Origin of the sequence: Paenibacillus sp. 19GGS1-52 (genome assembly GCF_022369515.1) — a bacterium.
Taxonomy (GTDB): Bacteria; Bacillota; Bacilli; order Paenibacillales; family Paenibacillaceae; genus Paenibacillus_AQ.
In genome coordinates, this window is record NZ_CP059724.1 from 6,299,100 (window position 1) to 6,318,299 (window position 19,200).

General features: G+C 46.4%; 18 protein-coding genes. 3 read left to right on the plus strand and 15 right to left on the minus strand.

Translation table 11 applies throughout. The annotated features are described in order from the left end of the window. The first annotated feature begins 100 nt into the window (after positions 1 to 100). Positions 101 to 247, plus strand: coding sequence for a hypothetical protein (locus tag H1230_RS28920; protein ID WP_239711185.1), 147 nt, complete (start codon positions 101 to 103; stop codon positions 245 to 247). 97 nt (positions 248 to 344) lie between these two features. On the opposite strand, the gene H1230_RS28925 is transcribed toward H1230_RS28920, so the two are convergent. From H1230_RS28925 to H1230_RS28980, 12 genes are all read right to left on the minus strand, one after another. Further along, positions 345 to 1,247, minus strand: coding sequence for a response regulator (locus H1230_RS28925; RefSeq protein ID WP_239713221.1), 903 nt, complete (start codon positions 1,245 to 1,247; stop codon positions 345 to 347). 3 nt (positions 1,248 to 1,250) lie between these two features. Further along, complete coding sequence (locus tag H1230_RS28930) at positions 1,251 to 2,540, minus strand: ATP-binding protein (protein WP_239713222.1); 1,290 nt, start codon at positions 2,538 to 2,540, stop codon at positions 1,251 to 1,253. A gap of 83 nt (positions 2,541 to 2,623) precedes the next feature. Further along, a complete protein-coding gene (locus H1230_RS28935) occupies positions 2,624 to 3,274 on the minus strand; it encodes an amino acid ABC transporter permease (protein WP_239713223.1) in 651 nt (216 codons plus the stop codon). A 313-nt stretch (positions 3,275 to 3,587) separates the two neighbouring features. After that, entirely contained in the window at positions 3,588 to 4,238 is a 651-nt protein-coding gene (locus tag H1230_RS28940; RefSeq protein ID WP_239713224.1) for an amino acid ABC transporter permease, read from the minus strand. 397 nt (positions 4,239 to 4,635) lie between these two features. Continuing rightward, positions 4,636 to 5,487, minus strand: a complete 852-nt coding sequence (locus H1230_RS28945) for a glutamate ABC transporter substrate-binding protein (protein WP_481857098.1) — start codon at positions 5,485 to 5,487, stop codon at positions 4,636 to 4,638. Between the two features lie 28 nt (positions 5,488 to 5,515). Then, on the minus strand, positions 5,516 to 6,244 hold the full coding sequence (locus H1230_RS28950) for an amino acid ABC transporter ATP-binding protein (protein WP_154121880.1): 729 nt from the start codon (positions 6,242 to 6,244) through the stop codon (positions 5,516 to 5,518). A 313-nt stretch (positions 6,245 to 6,557) separates the two neighbouring features. Beyond that, positions 6,558 to 7,550, minus strand: coding sequence for an inorganic phosphate transporter (locus H1230_RS28955; RefSeq protein WP_239713225.1), 993 nt, complete (start codon positions 7,548 to 7,550; stop codon positions 6,558 to 6,560). 13 nt (positions 7,551 to 7,563) lie between these two features. Continuing rightward, positions 7,564 to 8,181: a DUF47 domain-containing protein gene (locus tag H1230_RS28960; RefSeq protein WP_154121882.1), complete on the minus strand. Its 618-nt coding sequence runs from the start codon at positions 8,179 to 8,181 to the stop codon at positions 7,564 to 7,566. Between the two features lie 203 nt (positions 8,182 to 8,384). Then, positions 8,385 to 9,476: a DUF3048 domain-containing protein gene (locus H1230_RS28965; protein WP_239713226.1), complete on the minus strand. Its 1,092-nt coding sequence runs from the start codon at positions 9,474 to 9,476 to the stop codon at positions 8,385 to 8,387. Positions 9,477 to 9,760: 284 nt separating this feature from the next. Continuing rightward, positions 9,761 to 10,537: a DODA-type extradiol aromatic ring-opening family dioxygenase gene (locus tag H1230_RS28970; RefSeq protein WP_239713227.1), complete on the minus strand. Its 777-nt coding sequence runs from the start codon at positions 10,535 to 10,537 to the stop codon at positions 9,761 to 9,763. Positions 10,538 to 10,623: 86 nt separating this feature from the next. After that, a complete protein-coding gene (locus H1230_RS28975; protein WP_239713228.1) occupies positions 10,624 to 11,454 on the minus strand; it encodes an alpha/beta hydrolase family protein in 831 nt (276 codons plus the stop codon). A 186-nt stretch (positions 11,455 to 11,640) separates the two neighbouring features. Next, positions 11,641 to 11,844, minus strand: a complete 204-nt coding sequence (locus H1230_RS28980) for a hypothetical protein (RefSeq protein ID WP_239713229.1) — start codon at positions 11,842 to 11,844, stop codon at positions 11,641 to 11,643. 182 nt (positions 11,845 to 12,026) lie between these two features. Here H1230_RS28980 and H1230_RS28985 point away from each other — a divergent pair, with 182 nt between their 5' ends. After that, positions 12,027 to 12,689 carry a DUF1129 family protein gene (locus H1230_RS28985; protein WP_239713230.1) on the plus strand — a complete coding sequence of 221 codons (663 nt, stop codon included), beginning with the start codon at positions 12,027 to 12,029 and terminating at the stop codon, positions 12,687 to 12,689. A gap of 37 nt (positions 12,690 to 12,726) precedes the next feature. Then, on the plus strand, positions 12,727 to 13,674 hold the full coding sequence (locus H1230_RS28990) for a hypothetical protein (protein ID WP_239713231.1): 948 nt from the start codon (positions 12,727 to 12,729) through the stop codon (positions 13,672 to 13,674). Between the two features lie 62 nt (positions 13,675 to 13,736). On the opposite strand, the gene ilvA is transcribed toward H1230_RS28990, so the two are convergent. The 3 genes from ilvA to H1230_RS29005 form a co-directional block, all read right to left on the minus strand. Beyond that, positions 13,737 to 14,999 (minus strand): threonine ammonia-lyase IlvA, encoded by a 1,263-nt coding sequence (ilvA, locus tag H1230_RS28995; RefSeq protein WP_239713232.1) that lies wholly within the window; start codon positions 14,997 to 14,999, stop codon positions 13,737 to 13,739. Between the two features lie 158 nt (positions 15,000 to 15,157). Next, positions 15,158 to 17,311, minus strand: coding sequence for a methyl-accepting chemotaxis protein (locus tag H1230_RS29000; protein WP_239713233.1), 2,154 nt, complete (start codon positions 17,309 to 17,311; stop codon positions 15,158 to 15,160). A 327-nt stretch (positions 17,312 to 17,638) separates the two neighbouring features. Next, positions 17,639 to 18,952: an SEC-C metal-binding domain-containing protein gene (locus tag H1230_RS29005; protein ID WP_239713234.1), complete on the minus strand. Its 1,314-nt coding sequence runs from the start codon at positions 18,950 to 18,952 to the stop codon at positions 17,639 to 17,641. Positions 18,953 to 19,200 lie beyond the last annotated feature (248 nt).

Sequence of the window (19,200 nt, forward strand, 5' to 3'; positions counted from 1 at the left end):
GTTCTGCACAGTTTCCATGGCCTTCGTCTATATTCTCGAGACTCGGCACCCTCTTTTCCCCTTTGCAGGGCCTTTTTGACGACGCGGCAGGATTCACTTCATGTTGCGGCCTGGATTGTCGCTCGCCCTGTCTCTGACAGGTACTTTTGTCGATGCGCTTTTACACACAGATTTCTCCATGCGCAAGCATCCTAGCTACCAAGGTGGCTTGGCCCCTCCTTGGGTTGGACTTTCACCAACTAGATAATGCGTGCCTCTGGGCACGCAGAACAAAAAAATAACCGCCAGCCCGCTGATCAGCGGCTCCGGAGGTTCCATTACTCAAGTAGCTATGCACTTCGTCTTTACCGCCCAATCCCTTCCTGCAGCTCCAAATGCAGAACCTGCAGAAATTTCTTGATATTCACTTTGACCTTGCCGGATTCCCGACCCAGCTCAATTTCCTTCATCTTCAGACGCACCTCTTCGAAATCGAAATAAAGCGGTGCATAATGCTCGAACTTGGGGTTTCCGTAATCCGTTAGTCCGATGGCTGCCAGATTGGTCAAACCCGCAGTTAGCGCACGGCGCAGGCGTTGCTCAATAGCTTTAACCTCTTTGGCAGCTTCAGCGGGATCACTTTTATAACTTGCAGCGGCCATTTCGTATAATTCTTTGAGCGGTGGCAAGCTGCCCACATCCTCTTTGGCCGACATCAGCTCCATAATCGTGATAATATCACGACTGCCACTTTCGCTGATCATGCCTATGTTCATCAGAATCGGCTGGATAACTTCCTTCACCGAACGTTTGAATGAAGCTGTCGGCGGAGCGCCAAATTGCAAACCCTCCAGCTTGACCAGACTGGACTTAATCTCCTCCAGATAACGATTAATGGCATAACGCTCATTTACTTTATGCAGTACCGATTCCACTTCAATCTTGTTGATCGGCTTGCGGATAAAGAACTCAATCCCGCTCCGGTACGCCCGACTCACCATATCCCCGTTCTCGATCTGGGAGATCATTACGAATTTGGAACGGCATCCTTGAGCCTGTAGAGAATTAATGGTCTCAATCCCATCCTGATCAGGCATCAGCAGATCCATCAGTACAATATCTGGACATTCACTAAGAATCAGACGGACTCCATCTTGTCCATTTTCGGCCATACCCGTCACTTCGCCAAGACCACTATCTTCGATAATATGCTGCAGCATTCTTCTTGCGGCCCCATCGTCATCCACTATACAGAAAGAAAGCGGCATTCTCTATTCCTCCTTCCGCAGCTTAGCCGTCAGTATTATAATCTGAAACATTGCTCCACCTGTGTGGGACGCCTGGCCGACCACAATCTCCCCCTCAAACAAATGCACAATATCGCGGACATGCGAGAGGCCAATCCCAGTTGCTGCTACACCTTCATCATCGAACTTTGTGGTAAACCCTGGCTCAAATAGCAGCTCACGGTCACGATCTTTGATTCCTGAACCACTGTCAGTAACGGAGAATATGGTGGTTTCACCTTTTTCATAAGCATCAAGGGACACTTTCCCTTTCCCTTTAATCACTTCAACCGCATTGGCGGTAAGATTGTTAAGCAGCGTCAGCAGAGGAATATAGCTTGCGGTGGTATAATCGGAGGTTATATTAACATTGAAGGTGATTTCTTTGCCCAACATTTCGGCATATTTGGTATTACTCTTTACTGCAAAACGGAGGATTCCCGAAAGCGGCATATCGCCAGTAACTTCACGGTCAACAAGCTTGACCAGACCCGCTAGAATGCGCTGTGAATCCTTCTTCACCTCGTGAATCTCCTGGGTAATATCCAGCACCTGTCGGCTGTACGATTGAAGTCCTTCTCCCTTGAGACCACGGTACAGTTCAAAGCTGTTTAAGGTTACGTTCTCCAGCGTCCCTATCGACTTTTTCAAATAGAACACCTCACCATACAACCCAGAACCGAAGCCGAGCATCTGCTCCATCCGCCGATTCTGTTCCGTCTGGGCAATCCGCAACTGGCTGACAGAAATACTGCTATACACTCCGGTAGTAAAATATGTGCGAATTACAGCAATAGCCATCAGATAAGTCCACTCATTCAGTTGAAAGGAAGTCGAATCCAGTACAATCAGCCGGGTCAGCAGCTCCATTTCATTCGATATCAGGTCGATCAACGCCGCAACACCACCCAGTACAAGCGGATGGAAGGTATCCAGCCGGCTTTTGATCAGATTCATCAATACTGCGAATACAATATAATAAACCATAGCTGAAAAATGGCTGTTCATACTCTGTAAGAACGTCAGGCTACTGTCTTCCATAGCGTCCATACCGGTGCGGAACAGCAGTACTACGGTGCCTGTCACAAGTCCGGTACTCACATAAGGAAGCTGCTTCATTAGCAGTAAGAATAGCAGAAAAGCGCTGCTGCCCATAGCAATCCGGAAGATATCACCATCAAATGGATTAATCTTGAATTCTCCAGCTACTGCCGTTCCGGCGGCGACCACGAAAATCTGCATGTATTTATTTTTTAGAATCGATTGTCCCATCATCACTGCTCCTGCCAAGAGATGTTGACAACTATACTACCATAATGACCATTGATTTCATACGCACGCCTACTACCTCTTATATCTCAGAGCGTTTTAGTCTCCAGCCTTCTGGACAACATGGATAGCAGGAAGTTGACGCTAAAATAGATCAGGGCAACGAGCAGCAATGTCGGTATCGCGTAACTATACCCGTGTCCAATCACAATGTTTGCGTTATGCATTAGCTCAGGAAGTGAAATAACCACAGCTAGAGAAGTATCCTTGAGCAAAGAAATGAATTGACTCACTAATGGTGGAACCATACTGCGCAACCCCTGCGGAAGCACGATATGCCATAAGGTCTGAAAGTTGGTCAACCCGGAGGAACGTGCCGCTTCAATCTGCCCCTTATCGACCGAGGTTAATCCCCCACGCACAATTTCAGCAATCATCGCCGCTTCGAATATTGTTAGTGCTGCGATGGCTGCCGTAATGAGCCCCAGCTTAATGCCAACCTCCGGCAGCGCAAAGCGAATAAAGAATATAATCAAGAGCAACGGCAAATTCCGAATAAGCTCTACAATCACGAACATAATCGGCGACAACACAGGGATTGCCGAGTAACGAATCACACCGACTATACAACCAATTACAAAGCTGAGTATGATTGAAATAACAGCAACGATAAGCGTAATGTACAAGCCATCCAGTAAAAACTTCAAATTATCGGCGGAGTACGCACCTGCAAAATCCATATAATCCCTCCTTAATGCTTTACATAGCAAAGTCTTGAAATATTATGATTTATATTATCACTGCGTGAAGTCTTGAGCTTCCGATCGCTGTTATCCTCATATTTCCTGATTTGAACCGCCTCTCGCGGTAGAAATCTGAGGATAGCATATGCTTTCGATGTGAGCTTTCTTACAGAAAGCTTTCGGGCGAACGCTAACGCTTCTACAGCTCCAAGCCTTCCCTCCGTTATTTGTATCACTAGAATTCAAAGCTTTGCCAAGCAAAGCTAAGTTCGCAAGCAACTATCGAAGGCTTCGCCAATTAAGCCTTCTCTTAGTATTTACGCTGCAGCCTGCGCTCCCACACTCTCATCGCGTAACTGAGCGGCAGTGTCAGCACCAGATAGAACATCGCTACGAAAATGTAGGTGTCGAACGTACGGTAGGTCTCCGTTGAGATCCCGTCCGCAAAGTACATCAGATCAAGGCCGGCGACAAGCGTCAGCACAGAGGAATTCTTAATTAGGTTAATAAACTGATTGCCTAGTGGTGGAATAACCAGCTTGATCGCTTGAGGCAAAATAATATACAACATCGTCTGTGCGTAATTCAGTCCAGAGGAACGTGCAGCCTCAGTTTGACCTTTAGGAACAGCCATGATCCCGGCGCGAATAGCTTCTGCGATAAAGGCTGAAGTATAGACGGACAGGCCAATGGTCCCAGCTATAAAACCGTCAAGTGGAAAGCCTAAAGCCGATGGGCCGTAAAAGAAAATATACACAACGAGCAGTAGCGGAATATTACGAATAAACTCGACGTACCCTGTTCCGAACCAGCGCAGCCCCTTGACTGGGGTAATGCGAAATATGGCGATCAATGCTCCCAGCAGAAAGCTACCGCAGAGCGCCAGCAAACTGGACAGAATCGTATGATAAAAACCTTCCAGATAGGCGCCGAAATGATCGGTCAATATCGAAAAATCCATAGGTGTCACCTCCCCTTGCCTCAATATAAGTCTGTCGTTCATGCTTCCTTCAAACCATCTAAGGTTTTACTTTTTAAAATTTCACGAAAGGATGGAGCGGGTTTATACCGCTCCATCCTCTCGCTACTGCTTATGAGAATAACAAACTATATAAGATGAACTAAGAAACTTAAGAATAGGCAAAAGTAACGGAGGGGAATTTTGGAACTGTAGGAGCGTAGCGACCGCCTTTGTCTCCGGATTTCATCCGCTAACAGCGGTATAAATCAAGAAATCAGGAGACAACAGCGGCCGGAAGTCCAAACATTCACCGCAGTTACCATAAAAGCCGATTTAGGAGAATCTTAAATTCAACTTATATCGATGAAATTCTGAAGAAGCTAATTGCCCTTACTACTTATTTCGCTGGAGCTTTACCAATCCATTTGGTGTAAATAGCATCATAATCGCCACTCGTTTTCAGTTCAGCCAGTGTATCATTAACGGCTTGAACAACATCTGTATTACCTTTTTGTACAGCTATTCCATAAGGCTCGTCGCTAAACGGTTCACCCACAACTTCATAACCTGGATCTTGAGCAGCCATTCCGTACAGAATGGAGTCATCGGTAGTCAGTGCATCCCCTTGTCCGGCTTTCAGGGCACTGAATGCATCCTGGTAGTTATCAAATTCCAGTACAGTGATACCCGGTACCTTTTCTTTAATGTTTTTGATTGAAGTTGCACCTTTGGAACCCAGTACCTTTGTATCCTTCGTTACATCCTGGATACCGGTAATAGCACTGCCCTTTTTCACTAGCAACGACTGCCCAGCCTGGAAGTAAACATCCGAGAAATCAACTTCCTTCTTGCGCTCTTCCGTAATAGTCATCGTAGCAACAACCATATCGATTTCACCGTTATTCAGCATCGGGATGCGTGTCTTCGAAGTTACTTCCTTCAGCTCGATCGCATTTTCGTCACCTAGAATATGTTTGGCGATGGCTTTGGATATGTCGATATCGAAGCCTTCCACTTCACCGGAGCCTGGATCTTTCAGCCCGAACAGCTTTGTATCATATTTAACTCCGACCAACAGCTTGCCACGTTCTTTAATCTTGGCGATAGCTTCTGAAGTGGTCTCCCCTGCAGCCGCATTACCATTCGTAGCAGTATTATTAGCAGCGTTATTGTTGCCACAACCCGCAATCACGAATAAAGCAGCAACCATCATCACACTTAGCAACTTCCAACTCTTTGTCATTTTCATTCTATTTCCTCCCCGGATTCCTATATTTTTAATGGCTTAATACACGGCTGAGAAAAGTACGTGTCCGCTCTTCACGCGGACTGGCGAAGAATTGCTCTGGCTCTGCCTCTTCGACGATTTGACCCTGATCCATAAAGATGACCCGATCTGCTACCTCGCGGGCGAAGCCCATTTCGTGAGTAACGATAACCATCGTCATCCCTTCATTGGCCAGTGTGCGCATAACGTCCAGCACTTCGCCGACCATTTCTGGGTCAAGCGCTGATGTGGGTTCATCGAATAACATGATCTTCGGCTTCATGGCCAGGCCTCGGGCAATTGCGACCCGTTGCTGCTGTCCACCAGACAGCTGGGACGGATAGGCTAGCGCCTTCTCGGCAATGCCCACCTTCTCCAGATAGGACATTGCGATTTCCTCAGCTTCCACCTTGGATAGTCCAAGCACCTTAATAGGAGCTAACGTAATATTATCGATCACCTTTTTATGCGGATACAGGTTGAAATGCTGGAATACCATGCCGATCTCTTTGCGCAGCTTGTTAATATCTGTCTTGCGATCATTTACAGTGATATTGTCTACGGTTAACCCACCGCTCGTAATTGTCTCCAGCCGGTTAATACAGCGCAACATTGTGCTCTTACCGGAGCCGGAAGGACCTACCACTACAACGACTTCCCCTTCCTGAACATGCAGGTCAATTGTTTTCAGTACATGAAATTGTCCGTAATGTTTCTCTACCTGATGAAAGTCGATCAACGACAGGCCCCCTTCGCTATAAAATGTATATCAGCACCCTCTGTTAACTTTGGTAACACTTAAAACACACCTTACCTTAGAGACTATATAAAACTACATAATCCTACCGACAATCCAATTTATTCATGTCATTTTCTTTTCAAAGCGTGAGATATTTCATTTTCTTTTCGCTCCGATTAATGTTTTTTATCAATTCGTTGTAACTTTTCATGACATTATGTCTCCAAATACAAAAAAAACGAGTAACGCCCCAAAGTAGGTCGTTACCCGTTTCTCTTAGAAAAAGTATAAAGGCTAACATTGTTCAGCCTTCTTAGAATATGATCTTAAATATGACTCCGGCCAGCACCGCGCTGAGTGGAATCGTTATAAACCAGGTAATTACAATCCGTCCGGCTAATCCCCATTTCACTGCAGAAAAGCGTTTGGCGGAACCTACACCCAGAATGGCAGAAGTGATGGCATGCGTTGTACTAACTGGCAGATTCAACAGCGTGGCCGAGAAAATAACAGATGCTCCTGAGATATCCGCTGCAAAACCGTTGATCGGCTCGATTTTGAAAATCTTCGTGCCCATCGTCTTAATGATCTTCCAGCCCCCAATAGAGGTACCAAGCGCCATCGAAGTAGCCGCTGCAATCTTAACCCACAGTGGAACTACATCCATCGATTTCAAATGGCCTGAGGTAACCAAGGCAAAGGTGATAATCCCCATCGCCTTCTGGGCATCATTCGTCCCATGTGTAAAGGATTGAAGCGCAGCTGTAAGAATCTGCATCGAACGGAAGCCTTTATTCACTGTATGCGGACTTTTCTTGGCGAAGATCCACTTCAGGATGGTCATTATTATATAACCTACAGCAAATGCAATCAGCGGGGATAGAATAAGCCCCTCGACAATTTCAATAAAACCACTCCAGTTGATGTGGGCCGATCCGGCGCCAACATAAACTGCACCAGCCAGCGCACCAATCAAAGCATGGGATGAGGAAGAAGGAATTCCGAACCACCAGGTGACCAGATTCCAGATAATCGCCGCGATCAGCGTTGCAATCACGATATTAATTCCGTTATCCAGCAAGGTTGGATCGGTAATGCTTCCACCAATCTTTTTGGCTACGCCTGTAAAGAGCAAGGCTCCGATAAAGTTCATAGAGGCAGCCATAACAATAGCCGTGCGTGGCTTAAGTGCCCGCGTGGAAACTGAGGTAGCGATTGCATTAGCCGTATCATGGAACCCATTGATGAAATCGAACGCAAGTGCGAGAAAAACAACAAAACCTATCATAAATAATGATGTTTCCATATTCCTGGGCCCCTTATGAGTTACGCATGATGATCGATTCCAGCATGTTGGCTACGTCTTCACATTTATCCGTGGTCGTCTCCAACCGCTCATACAACTCTTTGCGCTTAATGAGCTCAATAGGGTCTTTTACTTTTTCAAACAAGGCTTTAGTACAAATACGCAGCACATCATCACCTTGGTTCTCTAGTTCATTCAGACGGATCGTATACTCACGAATGGCCAACAGCTTCTTCTGGGAGAGCAGATGAATCGCTTTTTGGATTTCATAGGCGCACTGCCGAAGAATCTCCGCGAACTGCATAATATATTCATCCGCTTCCAGCAGGTTATACATATAGAAACGTGAGGCTGAAGCCTCCAGGCCATCCATGACATCATCCATGCTGGTAATCAAATCCATAATGTCGTCACGTTCGAGTGGCGTAATGAATGTCTTGTTCAATTCCTTAATCACCGTATGCGTGTAAGTATCGCATTGGTTCTCGTACACCTTCATTTGTGTGGCGAATTTCTCCACATTATTACGAAGATCGCTTATATTCTGGGCAAAGTAATCCGCAGCTTGGACAATCGTATCCGCCATATTTTCCAGCGTCTCAAAGAATATGTCCTTTTTTCTCAACTTCATTGTTTTAAACCCCTTCACATAAAATTACCGTGATAACTCGAAGTCACCCATATGTAAAAAGCATGAAAATGAATGACAACCCCTGTTATCTTATCATATTCGTACAAGGGATAGAAGCAAAAGAAACGAACTTTTTACGCCTTATTAACAATTCCCTGTATCCAGGAAAATAATCATGTATTCCGCTTCGTTGTTAATATTCCCTAAGTTGTACTTTCTGTCTGGCTATACACTACATGACTGCTAAAAGAAGGTGAATTAGGGACAATGAGAATATGAGTTATACCAGGGTACATAAAAACCTCTTTTCCATCCTTCACGAACCTAATCACATCATCCGGCTGGCGCGACCACCTGCCCTTGATGACCTGTCCGCGCTGAAAGAGCAGTGCCTCTCCACCCAACTCCACATCAACTTGAAGTCTGCCCACATCGTCGAGCACTTTATGATCTGCACCCATCACTATAACATTGGCAGCTTCCACCGGATTGTCGTTATTGAGATCCAAATGTGGTTTACCATTCACTAGGCGCTGGTAGGTACGCCGCTCCGTATCATATTTGTAGCCAACGGTATAGCTCTTCAGCAGAAAGTTCACACTGAACTCTTGCGCCGTTTCTCCGTCTGTAGGTATGTAATCAGGATTGTTAAACAGATATCCAGGAACTGCAGTATCCTCTGCGAATCCCAGCTTCTGTGCACCTTCCCGAAGCTTCGCTGAATTGCTGTATAGATTATGCGGCGCTTTGCGGGTCTTATCCCGCCAGAAGTACGCTCCAGCACGACCAATTTCGTCCATATCCTCTTTCTTCTGCTTTTGCAAAATAGCGTACGCTGCCGGACTGCCCCCGGCATGTACGGTTATACCGCCATAGCTCTCGCCAATATCGAGCAGATAAGGTCGGATGCTGCGGATCGGGCCGATCTTAACGATCCCGGGATGGCTTTGAAAAATCCCGATGAGCCGTGTAATCCCGCCTTCCGCAAGAACCTCATACAGAATATCCGCTTCACTTATACCGGATTGCGGCCGAGCCGCAGGGGCATTATTAATCATAATGGATAAAGGACGAGGAAGTGTTGCTTCAGTAACCGGAAGCCCTGTTAAAGTTGATACGAATGGCGTCGAAGGCACCACTGTAGGTAATGGCAGGCTTGAAACCGTTGGCTGCGGAACCATCGTAGGCTCGCTCGTTGGTGCAAGAACCTCAACAGCCTCCTTTGACCCACAGGCAGAAAGCAGCAAAGTCATAAGCAGAATACCGGATATAAGACGGGAAGAAGATCGTTTCATAAACTTTTGTTCCTCCTAAAATTTTATGGAGCTTAACCTCCACTGAGTTGCTTCGCAATAGAACTACTTCGTAAGCATATTCTAAGTTTTGTGAGCATTACTTCTTGAATTGGCTTCGTACAAAACTACTTCGAAAGCATACTCTAAGTTTTGTGAGCTTAGCAGATGGCTTCTTCCATTTAATCACAGCCTGTCCCATTTGTCTTGATCCTGTTGTCCCTATCCATATTAAAACAGGGTACAGCCCGTTATTATCCGGCTGCACCCTGCGATATGATATCTAATTAGTCTAACATCCAGCAATTCAGGCTAAGCGTTCCGTATTGATAGGCCTGAATCATCAGTTGCGCGCGCTTGCCTTCATCCGCCGTTCCCATGGCATAGAAGAGCGGTACAAAATGTTCTCTTCCGTATGAGGGGACAGCATTGCGCGCGTGTGGCGCCCTTGCCTCATACGCAAAAAGTGTAGGTAAGTCCCAAGTTTGCAATCTTTCCGCAATCCAGGCATCGAAGTCCTGCGCCCATACTTCAGGCTGATCCTTGTCACTAAGCAGCCGCAGATTGTGGACCAGACCTCCGCTTCCGATAAAGAGTATTCCTTCATCGCGCAGCGGAGCCAACATCCGACCGATGTTGTATTGCTCTTCAGGAGATCGCAAAGAATCAACGGATAAAGATACCACTGGAATATCTGCTTGCGGGAACATCTTCTGCAGAATGACCCAGACTCCGTGATCTAACCCACGTCCCAATACAGGCTGAGAAAATAAATTGTTACTCTTAAAGAGTTCGGAAATCTTGCGACTGAGTACAGGATCGCCCGGGGCGGGATAGGTCAGCGTGTACATTTCTTCGGGAAACCCGTAGAAATCATGCAGTGTCTCGTGCTTGGCGTCTACCGTTAGCAGTTGTTCCGGACAATCCCAATGTGCCGAGAACACTACAATTCCACGAGGCACTCCAAGATCTTGACCTAGCCGCTCCAGAAAACGGGTATACTCGTTATCCTCAAGGGCGAGCAATGGGGAACCATGCGCGATAAAAAATGCCGGTAATTTCATCGATGCCAACCTCCATAACCCAGTATATGGTGAGCACCTTTATTTTACCGCTTCTTTCGTATTAATGCGAGTGGTAGACAAGCCTCTTAGATCATCCAATTTTGCCATTCCTCCTGCTGGTGCTCCTGCTGGTTCATCCACTCTCTCGTCCGCTTAAGCAGCTGTACTTGGGCCGGGCCCGATGAGTAGGTATGATCGGCTTGAAAAATGATTTCTTTGTCACAGCGCCCCTCAGGTCGTGTCCAGAATAACTTCTGGTAGAGAAAAGCATAATCGACCGGAATGACATCGTCAGAGGTTCCGTGAATCACCAATATATCTCCACTGAATTTAGAGGCTTCCTGAAACGGCTGAAAGGCTGCCAGAGAGTTAAAGTACACTGGTGTGAACAAGTAGCCCGCATGATCAGCAGAACCGCTCTTCACGGAGCGATCATACGCATCCCGTCCCACTATCTTTACGATATCATTAAAAGGATAACCTACGGCAGACCATAACACGAGATTCTTTACTCGGCGGTCACGGACACCTGTCAAGAGCGCAACTGCTCCGCCCAGACTATGGCCGATCAGAGTTACACGCTGGGGATCAATATCGGCGGAGCTAATTCCATAATCGAGCACCGTACGGGTCTGAGCAATCATAGATTCCATATCCTCGGTGCCATAATTGCCGCTGCTCTCTCCGCAGCCAATATAATCAAACCGAATGACCATATATCCGTCTTCTGCCAGCTCACGGGCAGCCTTGACAAAAATCCGGTCTGCGCCAATACGGTTGCCTACAAAGCCATGGCAGATAACGGCCAATGGTACTCTATCCTTGCAGCGTCCGGAAGTCCCTTTTTCTTTAATTGGGTAATGTATGCTTGCAGTCAATTCTTCTCGGTTATGCCGGATTATGATATTCCGTTCCATTGCCGTATCCTCCTTATAATGGTAGATTATTTCAATTTAATATAATTCCGATTAATTTAGTATGGATTATATCTTTATTATACGGTTTACGATATTATTGTCAACAAGCTACGGCTATTTTCAAGTCATGCTAAAGACCCCTTTCGTTCCTGAGAACAAAAGGGGCCGCGAATGCGAAAGCTTCAATCAGTCGTAGCTATCGTGAAACATATCATGGGTTTTCTGTCTGCCTTCCCAATCCTTCAGCCATTCCTCTGGGGACCCCGCTTTAGAGTCCCATAAGCTGAAGCCATCCGAATTGCCCCAATCTCCCACTACATTGGTTGGTGCAGGCTCGAAGCCGTCGCCCATGAATTTTCCTGGCTCTTCTCTTTTATCCTCATGTTCCATAACGCTCCCTGCCTTTCCCAAAGCTATATTTAACAAGCAACAACATTATCAGTGTTCACTCTTATATAAGGATTATGCATTAGGAATTGAAATCCATCTCCTTGCACAGAGTTGCCATGCAAACGTATACTCTAGGTTAAAGAGTATTTCGATTAACAATAATGGAGGTTTATATCTACACTATGAAAGCTAAAGAAATGATAAAAGAAAACAACACACTGCGCGAACAGATGACGCCCTTTAACCGGTCGTATTTTGAAGATATGATCATTGCCATGCGAGCCAGCCGTGTGGACTCCATTCAGGCAGAAGAATTGCTGCTGGATGCCGCAAAGCACCTGCTGCGAGAGCAGCGTAAGGGCAAAAACGCCAAGCAGACGTTCGGAGAGAAACCCGAGGATTATTTCAGAGAAATTATGAGCAGCAATCCCGCACGTCCCATACGAAGCAAACTGAATTATTACTTCATGATCCCTACAACAGCCCTAACTTGCTTCTTCGGCATTTTGGCAATTGCCGGACTGTTATCAGAGTGGAGCAGTGGCTCAACAGGTATTTTTGGCAAAATCAGTCTCTTTACTATCATTGCAGTAGGTGTAGGTTCCATAATATTAATTGAGTTGCTGATGAGATGGATGAAATCATTGGCAGACGACGACGCCCCCAAACCTAAATCCTTCGATATCAAAGGACTTGGGATCTACATCGGAATCGTAGTCATCGCAGTCTTTGCTGGAAAGTTTCTCGATGCACTATTTCCGATCATCATAATCTCCCCGTGGGTAAGCCTGATTCTCTGCCTTGTCGGAGGGGGATTTCTAAAGTTTATATTTCTCAAGAAGTAGATTTATAATCTATTCCAATAGACAGGAGGCCATTTGCATGAACAAGAAGCAATCTATTCTTTGCACCACGATAGCTGCACTGCTGATGCTGCAGACAGGGCTAGTAGGGGCAAGCCATGCTGAGGCTGCTGTCAGTCCGCCTACGAATAGCGCTGGTGTATCGGCACTAACAGCCAACAGTACTCATGCCGAAGCCGTCTACAAGGCTGCCTTGCCACTGTTATCCTCTTCTGCCAAGCTGCCTCAAGCCATTAAGTACTTGAACGCGAATATGTATGCCGTGGGCTCGTACCATTCGACTCAGTTGACACTGAAGCTGGAGAACCTGCACAAGGCTGCACTGAAAGCTTGGGAAAGTAAGTTCAGCACTAGCGAGGTTCAGCGGAGTCTGACCTCCATTTATAAGGCAGGGGTAAGTATGAGTAGGCTTGCCGAAAGTACAAAAGACGCTTCATTGCGTACCTTGCTACAAAGTGCCGACGAGAGCGGATATAAGCTTGAGACTGCTGAAGGTTCTTTTTTTCCAGTAATTGATTACGGAGCTTACCGCAAATATAAATTGTATGTTACGAAGGACGTCAGTGATTACATTACGATAATGGCTACAGAATCCACCCTTCCGTCCTCCAAGGATAACGGACTCATTATTGCCTGGACCGAGGTAGCTGCACGAGCGTTGTCCCAGGAGAAATTTATCCGGAATTATCCGAGCTCCAACCGTATTTCGGCAGTAAAGTCCTTATATGCTATGTATGTAGCCAACACCTTCTACGGTCAAAATAACACTCCGCTATTTCATTATGATAATTTGGAGATGGATTTGGAGGCTCAGAAAGCCTATATCGGAATTCTGACCAAGGATAGCAGCAACAGCCCATTTTTGCAGAAGCTTGAAGGCTTCATGAAGCTGTTGAAGGAGAATGGCTATAAATCAGATGATCAGGTCAAGGCATATCTGGACAAAGAAGTGCCTCTTACAAATTAACAAAAAAGCGCCTCTCCTTCATCAGGAGAGGCGCTTTTTTGATATTAGGGCTGTATAAGAGATTAAATAAGCATATTAAAGAGGTTCATATCCTTGTTGATCTCCACATAATCTACACCTTTTTCCTTCATCCGCTCGACGAGCGGGGCGTAGGATTCCTTGGATAGCAGCTCGATGCCAACAAGTGCCGGCCCGTTCTCCTTATCATGCTTCTTGGTATACTCGAAGCGGGTGATATCATCATCAGGTCCCAGCACCTCAGCCAGAAATTCACGCAACGCGCCTGCCCGTTGTGGAAAGTTGATCATGAAGTAATGCTTTAAACCTTCATAAATAAGCGAGCGCTCCTTGATCTCTTGCATGCGGTCAATATCGTTGTTGCCACCACTGACGATACAGACAACCGTTTTGCCAAGGATTTGTTCACGGTACATATCCAGCGCGGCAACGGGCAAAGCACCCGCGGGTTCAACAACAATTGCGTTCTCGTTATACAGCTCCAGAATCGTAGTACAGACCTTTCCTTCCGGTACTTTAACCACATCATCCAGAAAACGTGAGCATATATCGAAGGTCAACCCACCCACACGCTTCACGGCAGCACCATCGACGAATTTGTTGATCTCCTTCAGTGTTACCACTTCTCCACGCTGCAATGCTTCGCTCATGGAAGCCGCGCCTAGGGGCTCGACTCCAATAATCTGGGTCGCAGGGCTAACCGTCTTCATGTAGGTGGCAACCCCAGCGGCTAGACCACCCCCGCCAATGGTCACGAATACGTAATCTGCTGGAATATCTAGACTTTCCATAACCTCCATTGCAATCGTTCCGTTGCCTGCAATAATTCGTGGTTCATCGAACGGGTGGATCAACGTCATGCTATGGTCGATACAAGCCTGCAGTGCTTCCTCATAGGCGTCATCGAAGGTGTCACCCTTCAGAATAACCTCAACCTGCTCACCGCCAAACCGCCGGACCTGCTTCACCTTTTGGTTAGGGGTCGTACTTGGCATATAGACCTTGCCTTTAATACCTAGTGCTTTGCAAGAATAGGCAACACCCTGTGCATGGTTACCTGCACTTGCGCAGACAATCCCTTTGGCTCTATCCTCTGCGGACAGACTGCGAATCATATTGTAAGCACCACGGATTTTGAATGAACGGACAATCTGCAGATCCTCACGCTTCAAAAAAACATTGCAGCCATATTTGGCCGACAATACTGCGTCACGCTGCAGTGGAGTCCGGACAATGACCTCCCGCAGCACATGATGGGCCCGCACGATGTCTTCCATTCCTACAATCCGGCCTTCGCCTTCTCTCATATTCATATCGCCTCACTGTCTCTATCTAATCATTTCGCTTCTTGTAACATACTCTTCCGCGGACATTTTTTCAAGCATTGTCCTCCACACACAATACAAAACCGGCCTTAACTGCTGCTAGCAGCAAGACCGGCTTAACAGAATCTATATTCATTAACTTAGACTTTGAATCTCTTGACGGTCTGCAATAGTTCAGCCGAAGTGTTCTTAATTCCATCCATCTCACTGACAATACTGCCCGATTTGTTGATGATCTGCTCGGCTTGGGCCGCAATACTACCCGCTCCTTCAGCACCCTCATTAGTAGCAATGCTGGTCTCTGAGATCGCCGAAAGCATACTCTGAATCGAAGCGAGCAGCTGTTGAGAGGTCGCACTGAAATCAGTCACCAGATCCTCTACAAATTTAGCATCCTCGCTGTATCGCAGTCCCGTCTCCTGCATCGTATCATAATCCTTCAGTACCTGCCTGTCCATGAACTGCAGCATGCTCTCAGCTCCCTCGACCAGGTTGGATACTGCACTAACAACAGATTCGGTTACCCCCTGAATTTCAGAAACCGTATCTCGCGAGTTCTCAGCCAGCTTGCGGATTTCATCAGCAACAACAGCGAATCCTCTACCCGCATCACCCGCACGGGCTGCCTCAATCGAAGCATTTAGCGACAACAGATTGGTCTGGGATGCAATATCCAGGATCGCACCGGATAACGCATTGATCTGTGAGATCGACTTGGACTGTTCAATTGCCTGGCGCAGCTTCTCTTCGCTCTGCCCATAAATTTTATCGGCTTGCTGCCGTGAGAGAAGAGCCACTTCTTTAAGTCTTTCAGCACGTTCATTGATTTCCTTGGCCGCTCCAGCACCGTCCTGAGCTCTTTGGGCAATTCCGCTAATTGCATTTTCAATTTCAATCGTACTAGCGTTCATCTCCTGCATAGAAGCAGCCGTCTGCTGCATCCCAGCCGACAACTCCTCCGTAATTGCAGAAATATCAGAGATGCTCTCGTCTAGCACAAATATATTTCGCTCTGTATTATCAACTGCGTCAGAGATATTATGTGAATTCCTCACGATGTCCAGAATCAGGTTTTGCTGCGAAGAGATCATACTATTAAAGCCTTCGGCCAGAACCCCGATTTCTCCCTTCGCTGTCACCTGAGCCCGTACTAACAAATCACCTGTCATCGCCGTCTTAAAGGAGGCTGTAAGAATTGGGATTTGCTTCAGGATGTTGTTCGAGACAAAATATAGAAGTATAGACATTAATACAATAGAGGCAATGATGGAGAGAAAGAAGATCAGTTGGAATAGATGAAGCGCCTGTTCTGCATCCCCCTTAGGTACGATTAACGCTACCGACCACTGTTTATCCACCGCAGGCGCATAAGACACATAACTGGCTTCCCCGTCGATATTCGTCTTAATGACACTAGAGCCCCACTGTACCATCTCATCATTGAGCGCTTTCCATTCTGCCCCAAGGTCTCCCATCTTTTGCAGCAAAATATAATCAGGGTTAGGATTATAAATAAAAGTCCCCGATTTGTCGATCAAGACCGCATAGCCGCTACCTTTGTAGTTAAAAGAACTAAGCGCCTCCGTGATCTGCTCGGTTGAAATATCAGCTCCAGCCACCCCGATCAGCTTGCCAGAATCGTCCAGAATCGGAGCACTGAGACTGACAACCATTTTGCCAGAACCAGCATCAATGTAAGGGTCTGTGACCGTAAGCTGCTTACTCTTGGCCGCGGTTGCATACCAGCTGCGCTCCTTCAGGTTAAAGTCAGCTGGTGGCTCGAACTCATCCTGTGTAATCACCTTATTGGCAGCATCCAGACCTACATACACATTGAGCAGGTTCTTATTGGAGCCTTTGATCAGATTCAAAGTTCGTATTAGATCACCATATCCACTGGTCGTCTTAACCGTATCCGAAGATGCTGCCTGTACAATGAAATCCCGTACATAGGCATTCGCATTCAGAAGCTCTACGCTATCCTCTGCAGGCTGCAGCAACTGGTTTATCTTTGCATTGATATTCCCCTTCTCATACGTCAGCGAACCGTTCAGATCATCAACAATAATTTTCTTGGCATTGCTATAGATGACTACCGACACAATTATGAATATTGCAACTACTGACAAAATAACGGATAAAAACAGCTTGCCACGAATACCCATATTCCTAAAGGAATGAAGCACTGCCTGAAATCTGGAGGATAGCTGTGCTGCTTTCCCTTTCGACGCTGTCTTATTGTCCGGACGTAGCCCGGTCTTGACCTTCTTTTTGGTACTTTTCTTCTCTGCCATAGGGCTCCCCGCCTTCAAAATAAGATATTTATTAACGAATGTTCTCTCTATTGATTCGTTCAATTTCGACTTATTTCTTCAAATTACTGCTTTATCCCTTTAGCGTTTCACACCGAGCTGTGAATTAACTGTGACCATGTCAGGTATTTTCAGAAAATAACGCATTTAAACAAACATTTTTGTATAAGAAGGGCGGTATTCTACTCTGAAATTCCCTCCAAATCAGGTTTTCCTATAAATACCATGTCAGGTTTCGTGCCGCAAAACGATGCAAAAAAAGCCTAGAAGAAAAATCTCTTCAAGGCTCTCTGATCTATATATTTATAATTATTGTTTCAACAGCCATTTCAGCAGATCCGGCACACTCGCCCAGAGGCGGGAATGCATAATAACATACTCAATAGCTTCATTATTGTCACCCATTCCAACATAATCTGGGAGGTTGTGCGGCAGTCTTTTGACCCCAAGAAGGTACTCTGGCACATGCTTGTTCACATTCCGTGCTACACGGTACAGCATCTTCAGCTGGGAGGTAATTCCATTCTTTTTATACTCCAACACAATCCGGTCATAGGCAAAAGCTGCGGCCGCATCATCCTTGCCGTATTGATTCAGCACCCGTTCTGCCTCGGCCAGCTTATTGCCATAGAGGTAAACAGCGGCCAGCAAGTAACGTGCACCCGTATTATCCTCGGAATTGAGCACCAGAATATTCTCCAGTGTCGTCGCTGCTTCTTCCGCATTCCCACCAAACCAGCAGGATTCCGCATAGCTTTTGCAGATTCGGATGTAAGAACGGGTCTCGTAAAGACCCCAGAAATGCCCTTTGTTCTCCGCAAAAAAGAGTTCACCTAACTCACGTTCTCCCGCTGCGATACCCGCTCTTAAAAAAGTACGCGCTTCGTGCTCATTGTCGGATTCTTCAGCCAATAAGAGATAAGCATCAGGACTGTCAGGATAGGCCTCTAATGCTGCTTCAGCCAGCTGTATCCGTCGTTTTGAAGAAGTCGCTTCCTTGGCCTTGTGCAGGTAGGCCTGCTCCTGATCCTTGGGACTGCCTGAAGGATTCAGTGAGAGTACTTCATCGTCCTCCCCGCTCATCCCATACTCCTCGACATAGTTAAGCATTTCCTTAACTTTCCGTGAAATGGTCGCCGTTGTGATCTCATATTTAAGGGCAAGCTCGGCTTGTGTAGTCAGGAATCCGTACTCTTCAGACAGGATATATTCGATCGCTGCACAGAAGGAGCCCATTTTCTTCACAGCAGGTTTCGTCTTACGGGAATAGCCGTTCCAGAGGACCAGGGCTTCAAAAATAATCTCCTTCTCGTAGTCGGATCTCATGCTCTCGATAAGATGCAGAGCTAGCTGCTCATGCGCTGGATGCTCCCATTTCAGATCACGCGATGCCATTTTTCTCAATTTGACAAGCGTCAGCTTACTTTCGGAACCTCCTGCGGATTCCGGTGCAGCCTGAATGAACTTGGATTCGACAGCCATAGCCTCTTGAGCTGCTGCCTCCTCTGAAGTTACCAGACGCAATATCGATTCTACTGCAGACGATTCCTTGTCCAAGCAGCATTTTTTATATTTCTTCCCGCTTCCGCATGGGCATAAGTCATTTCTTCCAACCTTACTCAAAAGTAATTCCCCCTTAAATCTGTAACTAGCCCTACACCCTAAGCGCATCGCTAACGAACTATAAGTATCATTTCCCGGCTCGAGACATTCTATATAAATAAAGCTCAGCGGCCGGTCTAATGGATCACCATTTAAAAAAGGCCTTTCCATGATCGGAAAGACCCTTTATCTGTATATAGCCGCACATTTTCCCCCGTACGAGTTGTATTATAGCACTTCTTCTATCACTTGTCAGTCCTTTTTTAGGA

Bases quoted from the DNA above. Each gene is read 5' to 3' on its own strand.
- H1230_RS28930 (WP_239713222.1), bottom strand. From the start codon at position 2,540: ATGATGGGACAATCGATTCTAAAAAATAAATACATGCAGATTTTCGTG.
- H1230_RS28925 (WP_239713221.1), bottom strand. From the start codon at position 1,247: ATGCCGCTTTCTTTCTGTATAGTGGATGACGATGGGGCCGCAAGAAGA.
- H1230_RS28920 (WP_239711185.1), top strand. From the start codon at position 101: ATGTTGCGGCCTGGATTGTCGCTCGCCCTGTCTCTGACAGGTACTTTT.
- H1230_RS28970 (WP_239713227.1), bottom strand. From the start codon at position 10,537: ATGAAATTACCGGCATTTTTTATCGCGCATGGTTCCCCATTGCTCGCC.
- H1230_RS28935 (WP_239713223.1), bottom strand. From the start codon at position 3,274: ATGGATTTTGCAGGTGCGTACTCCGCCGATAATTTGAAGTTTTTACTG.
- H1230_RS28965 (WP_239713226.1), bottom strand. From the start codon at position 9,476: ATGAAACGATCTTCTTCCCGTCTTATATCCGGTATTCTGCTTATGACT.
- H1230_RS28975 (WP_239713228.1), bottom strand. From the start codon at position 11,454: ATGGAACGGAATATCATAATCCGGCATAACCGAGAAGAATTGACTGCA.
- H1230_RS28980 (WP_239713229.1), bottom strand. From the start codon at position 11,844: ATGGAACATGAGGATAAAAGAGAAGAGCCAGGAAAATTCATGGGCGAC.
- H1230_RS29000 (WP_239713233.1), bottom strand. From the start codon at position 17,311: ATGGCAGAGAAGAAAAGTACCAAAAAGAAGGTCAAGACCGGGCTACGT.
- H1230_RS28960 (WP_154121882.1), bottom strand. From the start codon at position 8,181: ATGAAGTTGAGAAAAAAGGACATATTCTTTGAGACGCTGGAAAATATG.
- H1230_RS28985 (WP_239713230.1), top strand. From the start codon at position 12,027: ATGAAAGCTAAAGAAATGATAAAAGAAAACAACACACTGCGCGAACAG.
- H1230_RS28990 (WP_239713231.1), top strand. From the start codon at position 12,727: ATGAACAAGAAGCAATCTATTCTTTGCACCACGATAGCTGCACTGCTG.
- H1230_RS28945 (WP_481857098.1), bottom strand. From the start codon at position 5,487: ATGAAAATGACAAAGAGTTGGAAGTTGCTAAGTGTGATGATGGTTGCT.
- H1230_RS28955 (WP_239713225.1), bottom strand. From the start codon at position 7,550: ATGGAAACATCATTATTTATGATAGGTTTTGTTGTTTTTCTCGCACTT.
- ilvA (WP_239713232.1), bottom strand. From the start codon at position 14,999: ATGAGAGAAGGCGAAGGCCGGATTGTAGGAATGGAAGACATCGTGCGG.
- H1230_RS28940 (WP_239713224.1), bottom strand. From the start codon at position 4,238: ATGGATTTTTCGATATTGACCGATCATTTCGGCGCCTATCTGGAAGGT.